At 69.6% G+C, this 19478-nt stretch carries 18 protein-coding genes; 11 read left to right on the top strand and 7 right to left on the bottom strand.

Going from position 1 to position 19478, the window contains the following annotated elements:
• Both AC07VM_RS06975 and AC07VM_RS06970 read right to left on the bottom strand, forming a co-directional pair.
• Positions 1-1239, bottom strand: a 1239-nt coding sequence (locus AC07VM_RS06975) for a chaplin family protein (protein WP_494910494.1), incomplete at its 3' end; no start/stop codon positions are given.
• A 103-nt stretch (positions 1240-1342) separates the two neighbouring features.
• Positions 1343-2344 (bottom strand): hypothetical protein, encoded by a 1002-nt coding sequence (locus AC07VM_RS06970; RefSeq protein ID WP_494910493.1) that lies wholly within the window; start codon positions 2342-2344, stop codon positions 1343-1345.
• 531 nt (positions 2345-2875) lie between these two features.
• Here AC07VM_RS06970 and dnaB point away from each other — a divergent pair.
• A complete protein-coding gene (gene dnaB, locus AC07VM_RS06965) occupies positions 2876-4249 on the top strand; it encodes a replicative DNA helicase (RefSeq protein WP_416383326.1) in 1374 nt (457 codons plus the stop codon).
• Positions 4250-4264: 15 nt separating this feature from the next.
• On the opposite strand, the gene AC07VM_RS06960 is transcribed toward dnaB, so the two are convergent.
• A complete protein-coding gene (locus tag AC07VM_RS06960) occupies positions 4265-4807 on the bottom strand; it encodes an SMI1/KNR4 family protein (protein ID WP_494910492.1) in 543 nt (180 codons plus the stop codon).
• Between the two features lie 146 nt (positions 4808-4953).
• Between AC07VM_RS06960 and AC07VM_RS06955 the strand changes: the two genes are divergently transcribed.
• Positions 4954-5568, top strand: coding sequence for a class I SAM-dependent methyltransferase (locus tag AC07VM_RS06955; RefSeq protein ID WP_494910491.1), 615 nt, complete (start codon positions 4954-4956; stop codon positions 5566-5568).
• Between the two features lie 29 nt (positions 5569-5597).
• Here the strand turns inward: AC07VM_RS06955 and AC07VM_RS06950 are convergent, their stop codons facing one another.
• Entirely contained in the window at positions 5598-6734 is a 1137-nt protein-coding gene (locus tag AC07VM_RS06950; protein WP_494910490.1) for an epoxide hydrolase family protein, read from the bottom strand.
• Between the two features lie 61 nt (positions 6735-6795).
• Here AC07VM_RS06950 and AC07VM_RS06945 point away from each other — a divergent pair, with 61 nt between their 5' ends.
• Positions 6796-7506 (top strand): helix-turn-helix transcriptional regulator, encoded by a 711-nt coding sequence (locus tag AC07VM_RS06945; RefSeq protein WP_494910489.1) that lies wholly within the window; start codon positions 6796-6798, stop codon positions 7504-7506.
• Here AC07VM_RS06945 and uxaC read toward each other — a convergent pair.
• Together uxaC and AC07VM_RS06935 are read right to left on the bottom strand one after the other, a co-directional pair.
• Positions 7501-8919, bottom strand: a complete 1419-nt coding sequence (gene uxaC, locus AC07VM_RS06940; RefSeq protein ID WP_494910488.1) for a glucuronate isomerase — start codon at positions 8917-8919, stop codon at positions 7501-7503. The genes AC07VM_RS06945 and uxaC overlap by 6 nt on opposite strands.
• Positions 8916-9965: a LacI family DNA-binding transcriptional regulator gene (locus AC07VM_RS06935; protein ID WP_267416488.1), complete on the bottom strand. Its 1050-nt coding sequence runs from the start codon at positions 9963-9965 to the stop codon at positions 8916-8918. The genes uxaC and AC07VM_RS06935 overlap by 4 nt, the downstream gene beginning before the upstream one ends.
• 115 nt (positions 9966-10080) lie before the next feature.
• On the opposite strand from AC07VM_RS06935, the gene AC07VM_RS06930 reads away from it, so the two are divergent.
• The 8 genes from AC07VM_RS06930 to manD are packed head-to-tail and all read left to right on the top strand — an operon-like array spanning position 10081 to position 18557.
• On the top strand, positions 10081-11436 hold the full coding sequence (locus AC07VM_RS06930; RefSeq protein WP_494910487.1) for an extracellular solute-binding protein: 1356 nt from the start codon (positions 10081-10083) through the stop codon (positions 11434-11436).
• Between the two features lie 17 nt (positions 11437-11453).
• The gene (locus AC07VM_RS06925; RefSeq protein WP_494910486.1) at positions 11454-12383 is read left to right on the top strand and encodes a carbohydrate ABC transporter permease; all 930 of its coding nucleotides are present in this window, start codon (positions 11454-11456) and stop codon (positions 12381-12383) included.
• Positions 12380-13291, top strand: a complete 912-nt coding sequence (locus tag AC07VM_RS06920) for a carbohydrate ABC transporter permease (protein WP_267416485.1) — start codon at positions 12380-12382, stop codon at positions 13289-13291. Before AC07VM_RS06925 ends, AC07VM_RS06920 begins: the two co-directional genes overlap by 4 nt.
• Positions 13288-14121, top strand: a complete 834-nt coding sequence (locus AC07VM_RS06915) for a sugar phosphate isomerase/epimerase family protein (protein ID WP_494910485.1) — start codon at positions 13288-13290, stop codon at positions 14119-14121. Before AC07VM_RS06920 ends, AC07VM_RS06915 begins: the two co-directional genes overlap by 4 nt.
• Positions 14118-15236 carry a Gfo/Idh/MocA family protein gene (locus AC07VM_RS06910; RefSeq protein WP_494910484.1) on the top strand — a complete coding sequence of 373 codons (1119 nt, stop codon included), beginning with the start codon at positions 14118-14120 and terminating at the stop codon, positions 15234-15236. The genes AC07VM_RS06915 and AC07VM_RS06910 overlap by 4 nt, the downstream gene beginning before the upstream one ends.
• Positions 15233-16099, top strand: a complete 867-nt coding sequence (locus AC07VM_RS06905; protein WP_494910483.1) for a sugar phosphate isomerase/epimerase family protein — start codon at positions 15233-15235, stop codon at positions 16097-16099. Before AC07VM_RS06910 ends, AC07VM_RS06905 begins: the two co-directional genes overlap by 4 nt.
• A complete protein-coding gene (locus AC07VM_RS06900; RefSeq protein ID WP_494910482.1) occupies positions 16096-17322 on the top strand; it encodes a mannitol dehydrogenase family protein in 1227 nt (408 codons plus the stop codon). The genes AC07VM_RS06905 and AC07VM_RS06900 overlap by 4 nt, the downstream gene beginning before the upstream one ends.
• Positions 17319-18557 carry a D-mannonate dehydratase ManD gene (gene manD, locus AC07VM_RS06895; protein WP_494910481.1) on the top strand — a complete coding sequence of 413 codons (1239 nt, stop codon included), beginning with the start codon at positions 17319-17321 and terminating at the stop codon, positions 18555-18557. The genes AC07VM_RS06900 and manD overlap by 4 nt, the downstream gene beginning before the upstream one ends.
• Positions 18558-18618: 61 nt before the next feature.
• On the opposite strand, the gene AC07VM_RS06890 is transcribed toward manD, so the two are convergent.
• Positions 18619-19374 carry an SDR family oxidoreductase gene (locus AC07VM_RS06890; protein WP_494910480.1) on the bottom strand — a complete coding sequence of 252 codons (756 nt, stop codon included), beginning with the start codon at positions 19372-19374 and terminating at the stop codon, positions 18619-18621.
• Positions 19375-19478: the final 104 nt, after the last annotated feature.

The raw sequence follows: 19478 nt of genomic DNA, 5'->3' as shown, positions 1-19478 counted from the left end.
GCGGGTGACGGTGGCGTCGTCGAGCAGGGAGATCGCGTTGCCGGTCACGCCGATGGGGGCGGTGACGGGTGCGGTGATCTGGGTGCCGCCGAGGATGCCGTCGGTTCCGGTGGTGGTGTTCCCTCCGGTCACGGGCGTGGTCGGTGCGGTGGTTCCGCCGGTCCCGGTGCGGGTGACGGTGGCGTCGTCGAGCAGGGAGATCGCGTTGCCGGTCACGCCGATGGGGGCGGTGACGGGTGCGGTGAGCTGGGTGCCGCCGAGGATGCTGTCGGTTCCGGTGGTGGTGTTCCCTCCGGTCGCGGGCGTGGTCGGTGCGGTGGTTCCGCCGGTTCCGGTCGCCGAGGTGTCACCGAGGAGCGAGATCGCGTTCCCCGACACCGTCACCGGTGCCGTGACGGGCGCAGTCACCTGCGTGCCGCCGAGGATCGCGTCGTCACCCGAGGTGCCCGCCGCGGTGGCGGGAGCGGACGAAGCGGTCGGGCCGGCAGTGCCGGTTCCCGTCGAACTCGTGTCGCCGAACAGCGAGATCGCGTTCCCCGACACCGTCACCGGTGCCGTGATGGGGGCGACGACCTGTGTGCCGCTGCCGATCCCGTCCTCTCCGGATGTGCCCGCGCCGACCGGGGTCGAGGGGGCCGGTGCTGCGGCGCCCTGTCCACTCGATGCCGCGCTCTCGCTGTCACCGAGCAGCGACACGGCGTTGCCCGTGACGGTGATCGGGGCGTTGACCGCGAGCAGCGCCTGGGTGCCCGAGAGCACGCCGTCCAGGCCGTTCGTGGTCACGAGAGGCGCCCCGGCCGGCGTCTCGGCCTGGGGAGCCGAGCTCTGGGGAGTTGCGGCCGGGGCGCTGGTCGAAGAGGTGTCGAGCACGCTCACCGCGTTGTTCGACACGGTGACGGGGAGGTCCACGGTGACCACGGCCTGGGTGCCGGATACCGTGCCGGACGAGCCGTCGGTGACGGCGGCCGGAGCGGCTGCCGGAGCGGGCGCGGGCGCGGGAGCCGGAGCTGGGGCCGGTGCCGGAGCGGGTGCCGGTGCCGGCGTGACCGCATCGCCGAGCACCGAGATCGCGTTGCCCACGACCTTGATCGGTGCCGAGATGGTGGTCTCCGCCTGCGTGCCGGAGAGAAGTCCGTCGTCTCCGGATGTCTCGGCCGCATTCGCGGCCGTCGCACCGAGGAGCGTGATGCCCCCGGCGATGAGCGTGCCCCAGAGGGCTCGCTTGAGGTAAGTGCGCATGATGATGTCTCCTGACTGGATGGATCGTCTGATGGGTGCGCGCGAGGAAAGTGCGCGCGCAGCACGGCATCTGTCGTTCCCGGGGGAACGACGTGACGGTCCGTCAGTCGGGAGAGACGTCGGTGTCGGCGACCGGCGACGCGGGAAGCACGTCGTCGGTGGCGCCGGATGTCCGCTCGCCAGCACGGAGCGGAGCAGGATTCACGTCGCTCAGGCGCGCGTGGGCAGCACCTGAGCCTCCGCCGGGGCCGGCGGAGGAGGACGCGGGTACGGGAGCACCGGGCGGACTCCCGGAAGGAGTGCCCGTGGGCGCGAGTGCGGGGGAGTCGCCGGCTTCGACGGCCTCGTCCGTGGGCGCGCTCGCCGAGGGGAGCGCGCCATCGAAGCCCGAGGACCACGAGACGGATGCCGGGACGGATGCCGATGTGGACGCGGGCGTCGTCGTGAGGTCGGCCGGTGACGGCGCCGACGGGGCGTCGATGATGCCGCCGGCACCGGGGCCGGGGACGGGCGTCGTCGGATCGAGGGCTTCGAGCACGGGAGGCACGGTCTGGTTCGTGACGCCGCCGAGAAGGGCGGTCGTGTCATCGACCACCCCGACGACATCGTCGACCGCGGAGATCACACCCAGATCCTTCACCAGGCCACCGACCACCGGGATCCCGGCGACCGTGTCGAGGATCGGATCGGTGATCTGCGAGACGGGAGCGTCGGTCAGGACCTCGGCGACCGGCGTGACGACCGATGCGGCCGTCTCGGTCACCGCGTGCACGACCGGGGCGGTGACGGGTCCGACGACCGGAGCCTTGGACACGGTCTTCGTCACCGTCTCGACGACGGCCGGCGCGGCCTTCTGCACGGGGGCGACGACCTGCGTGACGACGGGGGCGACGACCTTCGTGACGACCGGCTTCACCGGCGCCGTGACGGCCGAGACCGTGTCGCTGACGAGAGAGGTGAGTCCGTCGAGCGGACCGTCGTCCTCTTCGTCCGCGTGGGCGGAACCGCCTCCGAGGAGCATCGTGAACGTCGCCCAGGCGAGCACGCCGAGAGCACCCCAGATGACGACGGCAGGAACGCCGCGTCGGGTGGCCCGAGCGTCCACGTCGACCTCCCCCTCCGAAGGCAACGTACATCGAGGCGAGTGCATCGATTGCGGGTGACGATACTCGTGTGCACCTCGCCTGTCTAGGGGGTTACCCGCGGGTTTCCGGGGATGTCCGGGTGTGACGCGCCCGGCGAAATCTCGGCTTGACTTTCCCCAAGTTCTACACATCCCTGCCCGAAGAGAGGCAACCTTCAACGCCCGATTTAAACTGATTCTCATCCACAGGCTGGGGAAAGGGAAAATCCCAGTTCAAGGCGAAGAAAAAAGTTTGCTCGGGGAGTCCTCCACGGGGTTATCCACACCCGTTGTGCACAGACACTCCGACTTTGTCCGCACGCTTTCCACATGGTTATCCACAGGCTGTGTTGCATGTGGAAAGCGTCGCTCGTAGCGTGGGCGAGCGACCGAATGTCGGAGGCACCTGTTTCGCTGTGCAGGGTGGCGTGGCGGCCGAGAGCCACACGGGCCCCGCCGTCGAAGCGTCTCATCAGAACATCGCATCGGAAACGTCGCATCGAAGGGAAGACTGTGTCGATCGCCGACATCTCAGAGGAGCGCATGGGCGCCAAGCGCGCACCGGAGCGCACACCTCCCCATGATCTTCTCGCCGAGCAGAGCGCGCTCGGCGGCATGCTCCTCTCGAAGGACGCTGTCGCCGATGTGATCGAGACGCTCAAGGGCGCCGACTTCTACGTCCCGAAGCACGAGCTGATCTTCGAGGCCATCCTCTCGCTGTACTCGCACGGCGAGCCGACCGACGTCGTCGCCGTCACGGATGAGCTCATCAAGACCGGCGAGCTGGGTCGCGCCGGGGGCGCCGACTACCTGCACACCCTCACCTCGATCGTGCCGACCGCGGCGAACGCCGGCTACTACGCGGGCATCGTCTCGGAGCGTGCGATCCTGCGCCGCCTCGTCGACGCCGGCACCCGCATCGTGCAGCTCGGCTACGCGGGCGAGGGCGATGCGACGGACATCGTCAACAACGCCCAGGCCGAGATCTACTCGATCACCGGATCCGAGACCGCGGTCGACTATGTCCCGCTGCAGATCGCCGTCGACGCCGCGCTCGAGGAGATCGAGGCCGCGAGTGGTCGGGACGGCTCGATGACGGGTGTGCCGACGGGCTTCAAGGAGCTCGACGAGCTCACGAACGGCCTGCACGGCGGGCAGATGATCGTCGTCGCCGCGCGACCCGCCATGGGTAAGTCCACGCTCGCGCTCGACTTCGCGCGCGCGGCATCCATCGGGCACAACCTTCCCTCGGTCTTCTTCTCGCTCGAGATGGGCAAGAGCGAGATCGCGATGCGTCTGCTCAGCGCCGAGGGTGCGATCCCGCTGCAGAACATGCGCAAGGGAAACCTCGACCCGCGCGACTGGACCACCGTCGCCGCGACGCGTGGGCGCATCAACGACGCGCCGCTCTACATCGACGACAGCCCCAACATGACCCTCGTCGAGATCCGTGCGAAGTGCCGTCGACTCAAACAGCGCGAGGGTCTGCGCATGGTCATCATCGACTACCTGCAGCTCATGACCTCGGGCAAGCGCGTGGAGTCGCGTCAGCAGGAGGTCTCGGAGTTCTCGCGAAGCCTCAAGCTCATCGCCAAGGAGCTGCAGGTTCCGGTCATCGCCCTGTCGCAACTGAACCGTGGTCCCGAGCAGCGCACCGACAAGAAGCCCGCGATCAGCGACCTGCGAGAGTCCGGCTCGATCGAGCAGGACGCCGACATGGTCATCCTGCTGCACCGCGACTCGGTCTACGACAAGGACGTGCGTCCGGGCGAGGCCGACCTGATCGTCGCCAAGCACCGTAACGGCCCGACCGCGACCATCACCGTCGCGTTCCAGGGTCACTACTCGCGCTTCATGGACATGGCGCCGGGCGGCGACTTCAACTGATCGCAGCCTCGCGGCTCACAGCGCGGCGGGTATGAGCGGCCTGAAGTCGATGGGGTCGTCGGCCTGGCCGAACCTGCGCCCGCGGAGCGCCTCGACCGCTTCGTGCAGGTCCTCGCCGATGCGGGTCAGCGAGTCGAAGCGGGTGGTGTGGAAGATGGGCAGTTCGCCGTCGCGGGAACGGTCGCCGGTGTCCCAGGCGAGGTAGTCGCCGTTCTCGCTCATCGCGAAGACCACCAGTCGCTGCGCGATCTCCCAGGAGCCGTCGGGCTCGATCTTCCCGTCATCGCCCTCGGTCTGGCCTTCGCGGAACTCCTCGTGCAGCCGATCGGTCAGGTGCCCGCCTCGGCCTACGACACCATCGCCGAATCCGGAGGGAACCGGCGTGTAGACGAGCCAGAGTCCGAACAGGCGCCCCCAGCCGAACGTCCGCACGAACGAGATGTACGAGGGGGGAAGCCCGGCGCCGTCGGGCAGCCGGTGATGCTCGATCGTGTCTTCGTCCAGCATCGGAGACGGCGTGTGTCCGATGGTCAGGTCCCATCGCGGTTCGTGTTCCACCGCTGAAGGCTATCGATGCATCGGTCGGTCGAGTACTCCGGGGCCGCGGAAGATCCCATCGCGCGGCAGGCTCGTGTCGATCGGCTCCTCCGGCCCCAGGCTGCTGCCGATACCGTGGAGAGAAGCGATCGCGAGGGGGGAGCGCCATGGCAGACGACTCCGGAAGCGACACGCGCATCCGAGACGGATACGCCGCGCGTGCCGGCGAGTACACGGAGCTGTTCGGCGACATCGGGCAGATGGACGACGTCGACCGTGAGCGCATCGGGCGCTGGGCGGATGGCGTCGACGGGCGCATCCTCGATGCCGGGTGCGGTCCCGGTCATTGGACCGCCTTCCTCGCCGACCGAGGCGCTGACGCCGAGGGCATCGATCTCGTGCCGGAGTTCGTCGCCGGCGCCTCCGCACGGTTTCCGCAGATTCCGTATCGGGTGGCATCGCTGACCGACGCCGCCATCTCGGCGGGCTCGCTCGGCGGCGTGCTTGCCTGGTACTCGCTGATCCACGCGAGCCCGGATGAGCTGCCGCTCCTCCTCACGGCCGCTCGGCGCTCGATCCGAGAGGGCGGCCGTCTGCTGATCGGGTTCTTCGACGGGCCGGACGGCGAGCCCTTCCCGCACGCCGTCACCACGGCGCACTACTGGTCGGTGGACGGGATGTCGACGCTGCTCGAGCGCGCGGGCTTCTCCGTGATCGACAGCGATGCGCGGGCGCAGGACGGGCGGCGCCCGCACGCGTCGATCAGCGCTGTCGCGGTCTGACCGATGCGGCGGGGCGCCCCCAGCGCCGATCAGCCGAGACTGCGGAAGAACCCGCGGATGTCCTCCGCGAGGAGCTCCGGCTCCTCCATCGCGGGGAAGTGCCCGCCCTCGGTGAACTCGCTCCAATGCTCGACCGCACCGGTCGGATCCATCGTTCGCCGGATCAGCGGATGGGCGTCGAAGACGGCCCAGCCGGTCGGCACCCCGGAGGGCATGACGACGTCGAGCTCGGCGTGCTCCGACTCGTAGAAGAACTGCGCGACCGAGGCGCCGCTGCGAGTGAACCAATACAGGCTGACGTTCGTCAGCAGCTGGTCGCGATCGACGTCCGGGGCCCGGAACCCGTCATCGGTCCGGCGCTTGAACTTCTCGACGATCCACGCGAGCTGGGCGACGGGCGAGTCTGTGAGTGCCGGACCGATCGTGTCCGGTCGGTGGTTGTGCATGCCGATGTAGCCGCGCTCCGCAGCACTCGCGAGGTGTGCCGTCTCGAGCTGGGCGAGCTCTTCGTCGGACAGCCCGTCGGGCGCGGGGAACCTGTCACCGACCAGCCCGAGCCACACGCGGTCGCTGGCGAAGTGCGTGCCGATGACGCGCTCCGGATGGACCGCGGCGAGCCGTCCGATGATGCCCGTGCCGACATCGCTGCCATGAGCCGCGAACCGGTCGTAGCCGAAGCGCGTCATGATCTCGGCGTAGGCTTCCGTCGTCCGCGCGAGGTCCCAGCCGGTACCGGACAGCGGCGTCGAGAAGCCCAGGCCGGGCAGCGACGGGATGACCACGTGGAACTCGTCGGTCAGCAACGGGAGCAGCCGCTGGTACTCCACGAACGACGCCGGCCAGCTGTCGCTGAGGAGCAGCGGCGTGGCCTCCGGGTTCGCCGAACGGACGTGCAACACGTGGAACGGCTGGCCGTCGACGACCGTCGTGAACTGCTCGTACGTGTTGAGGGCCGCCTCCTGCACACGCCAGTCGAAGCCCTCGCGCCAGTACTCGGCGAGCTCCTTCAGGTACGAGAGGGGGATGCCGCGGCGGAAATCGGTGCGATCGTCGCGTCCCGGAACCGGGAGCGGCCAGCGGGTGCGGGCCAGACGATCGTGGAGGTCGTCGACGGCGTCCTGCGGGATGTCGATGCGGAAAGGGGTGAGGGAGGTGTTCTGGGTCATGCTGTTCACGCTCCCAGGCAATGCGGAAGATCAGCTTCCGCATTTGCTGAGAGGATCAGACATGCTCGAGACCTCGGCCCGCTTGCTCGAACTGCTCTCGCTGCTCCAGCTCCAGCGCGACTGGACCAGTTCCGCGTTGTCCGACCGGCTGGGGGTGAGCACACGGACGATCCGCGCCGACATCGGCAAGCTGCGTTCGCTCGGCTATCCGGTGGACGCGCGTCCGGGTGTCGCCGGCGGGTACCGGCTGGCCGCCGGGACGGCGATGCCTCCGCTTCTGCTCGACGATGACGAGGCCGTCGCGGTCGCGGTCGGACTGGGAGCGGCCGCGACCTGGCGGCTCGGCGTCGAAGAGACGTCCCTCACCGCCCTCGCCAAGCTGGAACAGGTGATGCCCTCGCGTCTGCGCCGCCGTGTCGACGCGATCCGCGCGACGACGAGCGTGGTTCCCGGAGCGGAACCGCCGTTGGACCTCGCGGCGCTCAGCACGGTCGCCTCGGCGATCCGCGGTCACGAGCGGCTCCGCTTCGACTACATGAAACCCGGCGGCGTCGAAGAGCAGCGGCACACCGAACCGCAGCGCCTGGTGAGCTGGGGACCGGTCTGGTACCTGCTCGCCTGGGACCTCGATCGGAATGACTGGCGCATCTTCCGCGTCGATCGAATGGTGCCGCGTGCGCCGACCGGAGCGCGTTTCCGGCCGCGTGCGATCCCGGAGGGCGACGTCGTGGAGTACGTCGTGCGGCGCGTCACGACGACGTCCACCTCATGATCTCGCTCCGGGCAGGCGGAAGGTCGTCCGGGGGATGTCGTCGACGAGCCGGTGCGTGAGGTCGAACGCCTGGTCCTCGGTGAGGCGGTGCTCGGTGACGAGTGCCGCGAGGTACCCGGCGTCGAGTCGACGGGACATGTCGTGGCGGGCAGGGATCGAGCAGAACGCCCTGGTGTCGTCGACGAAGCCGCTGGTCTTCGCGAACCCCGCACTGTCCGTCACCGCCCGGCGATACCGGGAGATGGCATCCGGGGTGTCGAGGAACCACCACGGCGCGCCGGCGTACACCGTGGGATAGAAGCCGGCGAGCGGTCCGATCTCCCGGCTGAACGAGGTCTCGTCGACCGTGAACAGGACCAGGCGGAAGGTCTCGTTCGTCCCGAAGTCGTTCAGGATCGGGGTGAGCGGCCGCGTGAAGGCGACCACGTCGGGGAGGTCGTGTCCGCTGTCGGGCCCGAACCGCGCGAGAGTGTCGCGGTGGTGGTTGCGGATGACGCCCGGATGCAGCTGCATGACCAGGCCGTCCTCGGACGACATCTCGGCCAGGCGATAGAGCATGTTGTGGCGGTACGCGATCGCCTCCTCCGCGGTCGCCTCGCCGCGCAGACCGGCGGCATGGATGCGCTCCGCCTCGTCGCTGCCGAGAGGCCACGAGCCGGCGTCGAGCACTCCGGTGTCGGTGGCCGTGCCACCGGCCGCACGGAAGGCCTCACGACGTCGCCGCAACGCGTCCAGCAACCCGGAGTACCGGCCGGTGTCGATGCCGGACACCTCCGACAGCTCTTCGACCGCCGCCACCCACCCGGGCGTCGACGGGTCCATGTAGCGGTCCGCCCGGAAGGTCGGCAGCACGTGCCCGCGGAACGTCGGGTCCTCACGGAGACGCGCGTGCGCAGCGAGGTCAGCGACGGGGTCGTCGGTCGTCGCGAGGGTCTCGATGCGGAAGCGGTCGAACAGCGCTCGCGGGCGCAGGGCGGGCGTGGCGAGCAGTCCGTCGATGTGCGCGTACAGCTCGTCGGCGTTGGCGGCGCTGGGCTGCTCCGTCACCCCGAAGATCTCCGAGAGCGACGTCTCGAACCAGTAGCGCACCGGCGTTCCCAGGAATGCGTCCCAGTTCGTGCAGAACGCGCGCCAGACATCCTGCGGGTCGGCGGGTGCGTCGCCCCGTCCCAGGGCGTCGAGCGGGACACCGACGGCGTGGAGCAGCCGCAGGACGTAGTGGTCGGGCGTGATCAGCAGCGTCGCCGGATCGGGGAACGGGGCGTCGTCGGCGAGCAGCGCGGCATCGACGTGTCCGTGCGGCGAGAGGATCGGCGCATGCGCGACGGCCTCGTACAGGCGTCGAGCGAGGTCGCGGACGCCGGGGTCGGCGGGCAGCAGCCGGTCGGCGTGCGGGCTGAGCACGGTGCTCATGAGTCTCCTTCGGGGGTCTGTCGGCGCGGTGCGGGGCCGGTCGACTCCCGCACGGTCAGGTGCGTGGGCAGCGCGGCGATATGACGTCTCTGGAGGGCACCCGCACCGACCCGCTCGCTCTGCAGCCGGTCGAGGAGCATCGACACCGATACGCGGGCCGCCTGCTCGACCGGGGCGGTGAGCGTTGTCAGGGGCGGATTGCAGAAGTCGGCTCCGAAGATGTCGTCGCAGCCCACGATGCTCATGTCCTCCGGCACGCGCACGCCCCGTTCCTTGAGACGGATGAGCATCCCGATCGCCAGGAGGTCGTTGAACGCCACGCAGGCTGTCGCCCCGGTGTTGAGCGCGGCATCCGCCGCGGCCGCCCCCGCCTTGGTGCGCGGCTGATAGGGCCCGACCCTCGTGTACTCGATGCCGAGGCGCTCGCACGCGGTCTCCACGGCACGGCGGCGAAGGTCGCTCGCCCAGCTGGTCGGCGGCCCGGCGACGTAGCAGATGCGCCGGTGGCCGAGCGAGGCGAGGTGCTCGACAGCCTGATCGAAGCCGAGCGGCGTGTCGATGAACACCGACGGCACCCCCGGCACAGCGCGGTTCAACGCGACGAGCGGGAGCTCGGCGCTGAGCTCGGCGAGCCGTTCGTCGGACAGCCGCGACGCGGTGAGGATCGCCCCGTCGTACGAGCTGCGCAGCGTCTCGAGGGTGCTCTCCTCCATTTCAGGCGACTCCTCCGTGTGCACGAGGATCTGCGAGTAGCCGGCGACGCGCAGCGCCTGCTGCGTGCCGCGGATGATGCCGAAGTAGAACGGGTTCGTGACGTCGGAGACGAGCACGGCGACCATGCGCGTCGACGGTGCGGCGTCGCCGGACGAGGCGGCGGTCGGCGTGTATCCGAGGTCCTTCGCGATGCGGATGATGCGATCTCGGGTGTCGGGATTGCCGCGGCCGGGGACCGCCAGCGCGCGGGATGCCGTGGAGATCGCGACGCCGGCGGCGGCGGCGACATCGGCGAGCGTGGGCCGATGCGGGGGAACGGAGGGGGGCGGCATAGGGCAACAGAATCACAGCATGGCAATTCCTGGCAATGGATTGCAAAGAATTGCCATGGCTGCCTACCTTGGCCAGGACGCAGTCACGTCCCTCACTGTCTCGAAGGAGAGTTCAATGAAGTCTCGACCCCTGATCGCCCTCGCGGCGACGGCCGCAGCGGCGATCGCCCTGACCGGATGCACGGGTACCTCCGGACCGGACGACGCCGGCTCCGGCGGTGCCGTCGACGGCACCGGCAAGACGCTCTCGGTGATGGTGGCGGCCAACGGCCTCTACCCCGAGCAGCAGAAGGAGTGGTTCCAGCAGGTCTCCGACGCCTTCGAGAAGAAGACCGGCGCGAAGGTCGAGTTCGAGACCTTCGCGAGCGCCAACGACGAGCTGACGAAGATCCAGACCTCCGTGCTCTCGGGCCAGGGCCCCGACGTCTACGGTCTCGGCACGACCTTCACCCCGACCGCGTATGCGACGGGCGCCTTCGTCAAGCTCACCGAAGCCGACTGGGACAAGGTGGGCGGGCGGGATCGCTTCGTGCCGTCCACCCTGGGCATCTCGGGCCCGAGCGACGAGGACGAGATCGCCATCCCGTTCGTGAGCCGGCCGTTCGTGATGGCCTACAACACCGAGCTGCTCAAGGCCGCCGGCATCGATGAGGTGCCGACGACCTGGGACGAGCTGACCGCCGCCGCCGCGAAGATCGACTCCGGCGATGTGCAGGGCCTCGCGATCGGCTACGCCGACAGCTTCGACCCATGGAAGTTCATCTGGGGCATGTCGGTGCAGGCGGGCAACCCCCTCATCGATGTGGACGCGAAGAAAGCGAAGATCGACGACCCGACGGTCGCCGCCGCCTATGACACCTACTTCGGCTGGTTCCAGGACGGGCTCGTCGACCCGGCGTCCGTCGGATGGAAGAACGCCCAGGCCGTGGCTGCGTTCGCCGAGGGCAAGGCCGGGTTCCTCCCCATGACGGCGGCCGTGTCCAAGCCCACGTTCGCCGACTCTCCGGTCGCCGACTCCTACGCCTACGCGCTGCTGCCGACCGTGCCGCCGGGCGCGACCGAGCGCCCGAAGGACGGCAAGGACGCCGCGAGCATCCTCTCCGGCGACAACCTCGTCGTCGCCCAGTACTCGCCGAACCAGGACCTGGCCTTCGCGCTCATCGAGATGCTCACCAGCACCGAGTCGCAGATCGACTACTTCGACACCTTCGGCGAGCTGCCCACCGGGGTGGATGCCGCCGCGCAGGTGGAGAAGGACAACCCCGATCTGAGCGCCAACGTGCAGGCTGCGTCCAAGTCCGTCGCGACGCCGTTCACCGGCGCTTGGGGAGACACGCAGCTGGCTCTGACCAACGTCGTGGTGCAGTCGCTTCCGTCGCTGCAGGCCGGGAGCCTGAGCGAGGGCGACATCGCCTCAGCGATCGCCGAGGCCCAGGCGAGCTCGCAGTCCTCGCTGGACAAGTCCAAGTAGCGGGGCGAGGACCGCACATGGCGATCGCCACACCGACGAGGCGCAGACGCGCCGACGACACCCCGCCGAGCGAGCGGCCCCGACCGCTGTGGATGCTGCTCCCCGGTGGCGTGCTGATGACGCTGCTGATCCTGGTGCCGCTGCTGCTGGCGTTCTGGATCTCGCTCCTCGATCTGGACCAGTACACGATCCGCCAGTGGCTGCAGGCCCCGTTCATCGCGTTCGGCAACTTCGTCGAGGCGTTCACCACCTCGCCGCTGCTGCGCGGCATCTGGCTGAGCGTCAGCTACGCGCTGATCGTGTCGGTGGCCGCGATCCCGATCGGCGTGCTCGCGGCGCTGGCCACGCAGAACGCGTTCCGCGGACGCGGGCTGGTGCGCTCGGTCTACCTGATCCCGTACATCCTTCCCGCGTTCGTCGTGGCCACCGTCTTCCGGGCGATGTTCCAGCCCGAGGGCGTGGTCGATGAGGCCTTCGGGGTGTTCGGGGTCGACCCCGGGCTGTGGCTGAACGGTCCGCAGAGCTACTGGACGCTCGTCGTCACGCAGCTCTGGGTGAGCTGGCCCTTCGTGTACCTGCTGACGCTGGCCGGGCTCCAGGCGGTCGACGCGGAGGTGCACGAGGCGGCGGCGCTCGACGGAGCCGGCTGGGGGATCAAGTTGCGCAAGGTGGTCCTCCCGTACCTGCGCGGATCGATCCTGCTGGCGTTCATCCTCACCTTCCTGCACAGCATCAACGCCTTCACCATGCCGTTCGTCCTCTTCGGCATCCCGGCGCCCGTCGACGTCGAGGTGCTGCCCGTCCTCACCTACGTCACCGCGTTCCAGAGCTTCCGGTTCGGGTTGTCCGCCGCGATGGCGGTCGCCTCTCTGGCGATCGTGGCGATCCCGCTGTTCATCTACCTGCGCGCCGTGCGCCTCGACACCGGAGAGGATGCGAAGCGATGAGCGTCACCACCACGATCGCGCAGGTCAACCCGCGCCGGAGCCGCCCCGGCGGACACAGCCAGGTGGATCGCCTGCTGCCGCGACCGCTGCTCGTCGCCGCGAACGTCGTGCTGTGCCTGCTCGTGTTCGGACCCGTCTCGTACATGCTGTTCGCCTCGATCAACGCGGACGTCGCGGTCGCCGGCGGCGCGTACTGGCCGACCGAGCTGCGCCTCGACAACTACGTCAAGGTCTGGCGCAGCGTCGACCTGGCCGGGGGTCTGGCCAACAGCCTCCTGATCTGCGGAGCGGTCGCCGTCGTCTGCGCGGCCGTGGCGGTGTCCATGGCCTGGGTGCTCGTGCGGTTCACCTTCATCGGACGCGTCACGATCCTCCGGGGACTGCTCGGGCTGCAGTCGGTTCCGGGGACGCTGATGCTGCTGCCGGTGTTCGTGATGTTCTCGACGCTGTCCTCCGTGCTGCGCATCCCCACCATCGGCACGCACTGGTCGGTCTTCATCACGTACCTCACCTTCGCGCTGCCGTTCTCGACCTGGGTGATGGTGACCTACATCCGCGGCCTCCCGCGCGAGCTCGAAGAGGCCGCCCGCATGGACGGCGCCTCCAACATCCGCGTCCTCACCCGCATCGTGCTGCCCCTGAGCTGGCCCGGGATCGTGGTCTCCGCGATCTTCGCGTTCCTGCAGGGGTGGAACGACGTCCTGTTCGCGTCGGTGATGACCAACCGCGACAGCCGCACCGCGGCGGTGGCCCTGCAGATCTTCGGCGCCACGCAGGAGACGGGCGCGGTGCCCTTATACGGCCAGATGATGGCGGCCTCGCTCATCTGCGCCATCCCCGTCGTCGTGCTGTATCTCGTGTTCCAGCGGTATCTCGTAGGCGGTCTGACCGCAGGAGGAGTGAAATGACCCCGTGGCAGCTCTCAGGTTTCGGTGACGAGATCGACGCCGATCCGGTCGTGCAGGTCGCCGTGTTGCAGGCGCTCGGTGCGCGGCACATCGAGGTGCGGAGCGCGTGGGGGGTGAACATCGTCGACCTCGACGACACCCGGCTCGACGCGCTCGCCGCGGTGCTGCACGAGCGCGGCATGGCCGTCTCGGCGATCGCGTCTCCGGTGGGCAAGGTCGACGTGTCCCTGCCGGTCGAGCACGAGGTCGGTCGCCTGCAGCGGGCGATCCACGCGGCCGAGGTCCTCGGGACCCCGTACATCCGCATCTTCTCCTTCTTCCGCGCCGAGCACCTGGCCGCGGAGGACATCCGCGACGACGTGCTGGTCCGCATGGCGGCGCTCGCCCGCACGGCCGAGGCGGCCGGCGTCACGCTCGTCCATGAGAACGAGAAGGACATCTACGCCGACGTCCCCTCCCGCGTGCTCGACGTGATCGAATCGGTCGGCTCCGAGCGGCTCCGGGTGGCGTGGGACAACGCGAACTTCGTGCAGGTCGGCGTCCGGCCGTTCACCGACGGATACGCGCTGCTGCGCCCGCATCTGGAGTACCTGCAGCTGAAGGACGCGCTCGCCGCGACGGGTGAGGTGGTGCCGGTGGGCGACGGCGACGGCGAGCTGCGCGAGACCCTCACCGCCCTTCGCGATGACGGCTACGCGGGATTCGCCTCGCTCGAGCCCCACCTCGCCGATGTCCACACGCTCGGCGGATTCTCCGGTCCCGAGGCCTTCGGCCGGGCCGGGCGAGCCCTGCGCACCCTCACCGACGAGATCGGAGTCACCCTCTCATGACCGAAGGAACCCTCGACGTCGCCATCGTCGGATGCGGCATCATCGGCGTCAACCACGCCAGAGCCATCGCGCTCATCCCCGGAATGCGGATCACCGCCCTCGTGGACGAGGTGCCGGCCGCGACCGAGCGCCTGGCCGCGCTCATCGTCGACGAGCTCGGAGGAGAGCGGCCCACGACGCACGCCGAGATCGAGGCGATCCCGGACGGGGTGTCGGTGGTCGTAATCTGCACGCCGAGCGGATCCCACGTCGAGCTCGCCGAACGGGCCGTCGCGCGCGGGATGCACGTCGTGCTCGAGAAGCCGCTCGACGTCTCGATGGCGCGCGGGCGCCGCCTGGCGGAGATCGCCCGCGACGCCGAGGCGCGCGGCATCCGGATCTCGGTGATCAGCCAGCACCGCTACGACCCCGGAGCGGTGGCGGTGGCCGAGGCCGCGCACACCGGACGGCTGGGGCGGATCACCAGCGCGGTCGCCACCGTGCCCTGGTGGCGCTCGCAGGAGTACTACGACTCCGGAGCATGGCGCGGCACCTGGGAGCTCGACGGCGGCGGCGCGGTCATGAACCAGGGGGTGCACACCGTCGATCTGCTGCTGTGGTTCCTCGGCACCCCGGTCGAGGTCTTCGCCCACACGGCGCTGCTCGCCCACGAACGGGTCGAGGTGGAGGACGTGGCCGTCGTCACGCTGCGCTTCGAGTCGGGCGCGCTCGCCGTGCTGCACGCCACGACCGCGGCGTTCCCGGATCAGCCGGTGCGCGTCGCGGTGCACGGCGCACAGGGCACCGGCATCGTCGAGAACGACCAGCTCGCCCACCTGTGGGTGGACGGGGAGACGATCGACCGCACGGCCGACTGGGTCCCCGCGGGCCATCGGCTCGGTGATGAGCGGGACCCGCAGGCCTTCGCCGACGGCCACGCCCGTCAGTACGCCGACATCGTCGACAGCATCCGCGGCGGACGCCCCTCGCGGGTCGGGGTGCCCGAGGCGCTGATTGCCCTCGCCACGGTGCGCGGCATATATGTCTCGGCGACCACCGGTTCCCCGGTGCGCATCGCCGATCTCATCGACGGCACCGTTGATGACAGTGAAGTGCGAACGGGAGGCATCGCATGAAATTCTCGGTGTTCACGGCGTCAGTGCCGGACTGGGAGCCCGCAGAGGCGGCTCGCCGCATCGCCGCGATCGGCTACGACGGCGTCGAGTGGCGCATCACCGACCAGGAGGAGGCGGAACCGCCGGGATTCTGGGCCGGCAACCGGGCGACCTGGCCGCTCACGGGTCTCGAGCAGGTGGTCCCGGAGATCGCCAGGGTCACTCGCGAGGCGGGTCTGGAGTTCAGCGGCATCGGCGGCTACGCGCCCGCCTCCGACCGTGACGACGCGCTCCGGATGCTCCGCGCGACCGCCGAGCTCGGCGCCCGGCAGGTGCGGATGCGCATCCCGTCCACCGACCTCCTCCAGGAGGGCTACCAGGCGGTGTTCGATCGGACCAGGACCGACCTGGAATGGGCGGCCGCGGAGGCGGGGCGGCTCGGCGTGAAGGTGCTCATCGAGCTGCACCACCAGACGATCACGTCATCGGCCTCGGCCGCGCGTCGACTGGTCGACGGCATCGATCCGGGCACCATCGGAGTGATCCACGATCTGGGCAACCTCGTGATCGAGGGCCAGGAGGACACGCATGCCGGGCTCCAGCTCCTCGGGGAGTACCTCGCTCACGTGCACGTGAAGAACGCCACGTGGCAGCGGACCGGTGAGATCGGCGTCGACGGCGACGTGCGCTGGGAGTCGGCGTGGGCGACGCTCCGCGCGGGCATCGCCAGCGTTCCCGACTACTTCCGCGCGCTCGCCGAGGTCGGATACGACGGCTGGGTGACGCTGGAGGACTTCTCGACCGAGGCTCCGCTGGAGGAGAGGCTGATCGACGATCTCGCGTTCCTCCGTGCGTCGGCCGGCGCCGCGGGCATCAGGTCGTGACGGGGCCCGCGCGCACGCAGCATCCTCCGGTCCGCGCTGCCCACCTGGGCCTCGGTGCCTTCCACCGCGCGCACCAGGCCTGGTACACCCAGCAGGCCAACGATCGGACGCGCGCGGAGGAGGGCTGGGGCATCGCCGCCTTCACCGGTCGCACCCCGGCCGCCGCCGAGGTCCTGTCGGGCAGCGACGGCGTGTACACGCTGCTCGAGAGGTCGGCGGAGGGGGACCGGGTGGAGACGGTGCAGTCGATCGTGCGCGCGGTTCCCGGTGCCGACGAACGGTCGTGGATCGACACGATCGCCGATCCGGAGGTCCGGGTGCTCACGGTCACGGTGACGGAGGCGGCGTACTCCGCGACCTCCTCCGTGCCCGGTCGCGTCGCCACGGCGCTCGCCCGCCGTGCCGCCGCCGGGGCCGGTGCGATCGCCGTCGTGAGCTGCGACAACCTGCCCCGTAACGGTCGGATGCTGCGCGACGTCGTGCTGGCCGCCGCCGGTGTCGAAGCGACGAGCGTCTCGGACATCGCGTCGTTCGTCGACACCGTGGTGGACCGGATCACCCCCGCCGTCACCGCGGAGGACATCGCCGTCGTGCGGGACATCACCGGGTACGACGACCCCGCCGCGGTGGTCACGGAGCCCTTCAGCGAATGGGTGCTCGCTGGCGACTTCCCCGGCGGAGCACCGGACTGGGCACAGGCCGGGGCGCGATTCGTGGCCGACGTCGGGCCCTATGAGGCTCGCAAGCTCTACCTGCTCAACGCCGGGCACAGCTTCCTCGCCGCGGCCGGCCGACTGCGCGGATACGAGACGATCGCCGAGGCCTTCGACGATGCCGTGCTGCGCGCCGACACCGAAGCGCTCTGGGCCGCGCAGCGGACGGCGGTCGACCTGCCCTCCGCCGAGCTCGACGACTGGCTGGACGCGCTGCGGATCCGCTTCGCCAACCCGCGCATCGCCCACCGGCTCGATCAGATCCGACGCGACAGCCCGATCAAGGTCGCTCTGCGGCTCGTGGCACCCCTCCGCCGGCGGCAAGACGCCCACGACGCCGTGGACGAGGCGCAGCGGTACGCCGTGGAGACCTGGATCCGCTCGCTCCTCGAACTCGATCCGACCGACTCCGGGACGGCAGCCGTCGCCCGAGCTCTCTCCGCCGTGCCCCCGACGGACCGCACACGTACCGTCATCGACCACCTCACACCCGAAGGGACCCTCGCATGAGTATCGATAAGGCTGAGGTGATCGTCACCAGTCCGGATCGGAATTTCGTGACGTTGAAGATCACGACCGCGGATGGGGTGACCGGTCTGGGGGATGCGACGTTGAACGGACGCGAGCTCGCGGTGGTCGCGTATCTGACCGAGCATGTGGTGCCGTTGTTGATCGGGGCGGATGAGTCGCGGATCGAGGACACCTGGCAGTTCCTCTACCGCAGCGCCTATTGGCGGCGGGGTCCGGTGACGATGGCCGCGATCGCCGCGGTCGACATGGCCCTGTGGGACATCAAGGGGAAAGTCGCGGGCCTGCCCGTGTACCAACTGCTGGGCGGTGCGAGCCGGAACGGACTCCTCGCCTACGGGCATGCGTCGGGGAAGGAGTTGCCGGAGCTGTTCGATTCGATCCGTGCGCATCAGGCGCAGGGGTATCGGGCGATCCGGGTGCAGACCGGGGTGCCGACCCTGAAGGCGATCTACGGGATCGCGTCGCAGGCGGCCGATACCGGGGGTGGGGAGGCGCGGTACGACCACGAGCCCGCCCGCCGCGGGGCCAAGCCGGTCGAGGAGGACTGGGACACCCGGGCGTATCTGAACCACCTGCCCGGGGCGTTCGAGGCCGTGCGCAACGAGTTCGGGGCGGAGATCCCGCTCCTGCATGACGGGCATCACCGGATGACACCGATCCAGGCCGCACGGCTGGGCAAGGATCTCGAACCGTTCGACCTGTTCTGGTTGGAGGACTGCACCCCGGCAGAGAACCAGGAAGCGCTGCGTCTGGTGCGCCAGCACACCACGACGCCGCTCGCGATCGGGGAGATCTTCAACACGGTCTGGGACTTCAAGGACATCATCCGCGACCAGCTCATCGACTACGTCCGCGGCGCCGTCACCCACATGGGCGGGATCAGCGCGTTGAAGAAGACCCTCGACTACGCGGCCATGTACCAGATCAAATCCGGCATGCACGGCCCCACCGACATCTCCCCGGTCGGGATGGCCGCCGCGATGCACCTGGGTCTGGCGATCCACAACTTCGGCATCCAGGAATACATGCAACACGGCTCCCGCACCGACCAGGTGTTCCAGCAATCCTTCACCTGGACCGACGGGATGCTGCACCCCGGCAACAAACCCGGACTCGGCGTCGACCTCGACACCGACGAAGCCGGCAAGTACCCGTACGAGCAGGCCTACCTCCCCTACAACCGCCTCCACGACGGCACCGTCCACGACTGGTGACCGCGCACCTGGTGGTACGGGGCGTACCGTGTCGACACGGTACGCCCCGCGCAGGGTTCGGCTACTTGCGGGGCGGGTTCAGCGGCAGCCACTCCTCGAGGCGCGTCTCGAAGATGTGCGCCCCCTCGATCGGGATGAGGGTGCGCTCCTCGATCCGGGCGCCGTAGTAGGGTGCCGTGTCGTCACGCACGACCGTGCGGGGGTCGCCGCGGAACGCGAGCGCGCGGCGCGCGAACTCATCCATGCCGAACGCCTCGGGACCCGCGATCTCGACGTCGCCGGCCGGCTCGCCCGCCGCAGCGCGCGCCACCGCGGTGGCGACGTCCTCCGCGGCGATGGGCTGGATGAGAGCGCCGGGAAGGCTCACCGTGTCGCCCTCGGTCGAGATGTCGGCGATGCTGCCGACGAACTCGAAGAACTGCGTGGCGTGCACGAGGGAGTAGGGGATGCCGGATTCGCGGATGAGCTGCTCCTGCGCGACCTTCGCCGCGAAGTAGGGGATGCTCTGCGGCCGGTTCGTCCCCACGATCGTGAGGGCGACGTGATGGGTCACCCCGGCCGCGGCCTCGGCGGACAGCAGGTTGCGGGTCGACGTGGTGAAGAACTCGAGCACGTCGGCCGGAGCGAACGACGGCGAGTTGGACACGTCGACGACCGTGCTCGCGCCGGCCAGGGCCTCGGCGAGCCCTTCGCCGGTGAGGGAGTTGACGCCGGTGTTGGGCGATGCCGCGACGGCCTCGTGGCCGTGCTCGGCGAGCTTCGCGACGACCTTCGAGCCGATGAGGCCCGTTCCTCCGATGACGACGATCTTTGCCATTTCCAAGCCTTTCGATGGGGACGGCGTCCGTGCGGCGCCTACAGGTATGACCGGGGTGGCGGGGCGCGTGTGACAGAGCTGTCGTCGCCCTGTCACGGATCGGC

The organism is Microbacterium sp. GW821-FHT01D02 (assembly GCF_059422585.1).
Note: the sequence above shows the minus strand (reverse complement) of the source record. Positions and strands in the feature narration are given on the sequence as shown.

Coding starts and splice junctions, on each gene's coding strand:
- AC07VM_RS06925 (WP_494910486.1), top strand. CDS start 11,454: ATGGCGATCGCCACACCGACGAGGCGCAGACGCGCCGACGACACCCCG.
- AC07VM_RS06955 (WP_494910491.1), top strand. CDS start 4,954: ATGGCAGACGACTCCGGAAGCGACACGCGCATCCGAGACGGATACGCC.
- uxaC (WP_494910488.1), bottom strand. CDS start 8,919: ATGAGCACCGTGCTCAGCCCGCACGCCGACCGGCTGCTGCCCGCCGAC.
- AC07VM_RS06905 (WP_494910483.1), top strand. CDS start 15,233: ATGAAATTCTCGGTGTTCACGGCGTCAGTGCCGGACTGGGAGCCCGCA.
- AC07VM_RS06910 (WP_494910484.1), top strand. CDS start 14,118: ATGACCGAAGGAACCCTCGACGTCGCCATCGTCGGATGCGGCATCATC.
- AC07VM_RS06890 (WP_494910480.1), bottom strand. CDS start 19,374: ATGGCAAAGATCGTCGTCATCGGAGGAACGGGCCTCATCGGCTCGAAG.
- manD (WP_494910481.1), top strand. CDS start 17,319: ATGAGTATCGATAAGGCTGAGGTGATCGTCACCAGTCCGGATCGGAAT.
- AC07VM_RS06930 (WP_494910487.1), top strand. CDS start 10,081: ATGAAGTCTCGACCCCTGATCGCCCTCGCGGCGACGGCCGCAGCGGCG.
- AC07VM_RS06935 (WP_267416488.1), bottom strand. CDS start 9,965: ATGCCGCCCCCCTCCGTTCCCCCGCATCGGCCCACGCTCGCCGATGTC.
- AC07VM_RS06950 (WP_494910490.1), bottom strand. CDS start 6,734: ATGACCCAGAACACCTCCCTCACCCCTTTCCGCATCGACATCCCGCAG.
- AC07VM_RS06915 (WP_494910485.1), top strand. CDS start 13,288: ATGACCCCGTGGCAGCTCTCAGGTTTCGGTGACGAGATCGACGCCGAT.
- AC07VM_RS06945 (WP_494910489.1), top strand. CDS start 6,796: ATGCTCGAGACCTCGGCCCGCTTGCTCGAACTGCTCTCGCTGCTCCAG.
- AC07VM_RS06920 (WP_267416485.1), top strand. CDS start 12,380: ATGAGCGTCACCACCACGATCGCGCAGGTCAACCCGCGCCGGAGCCGC.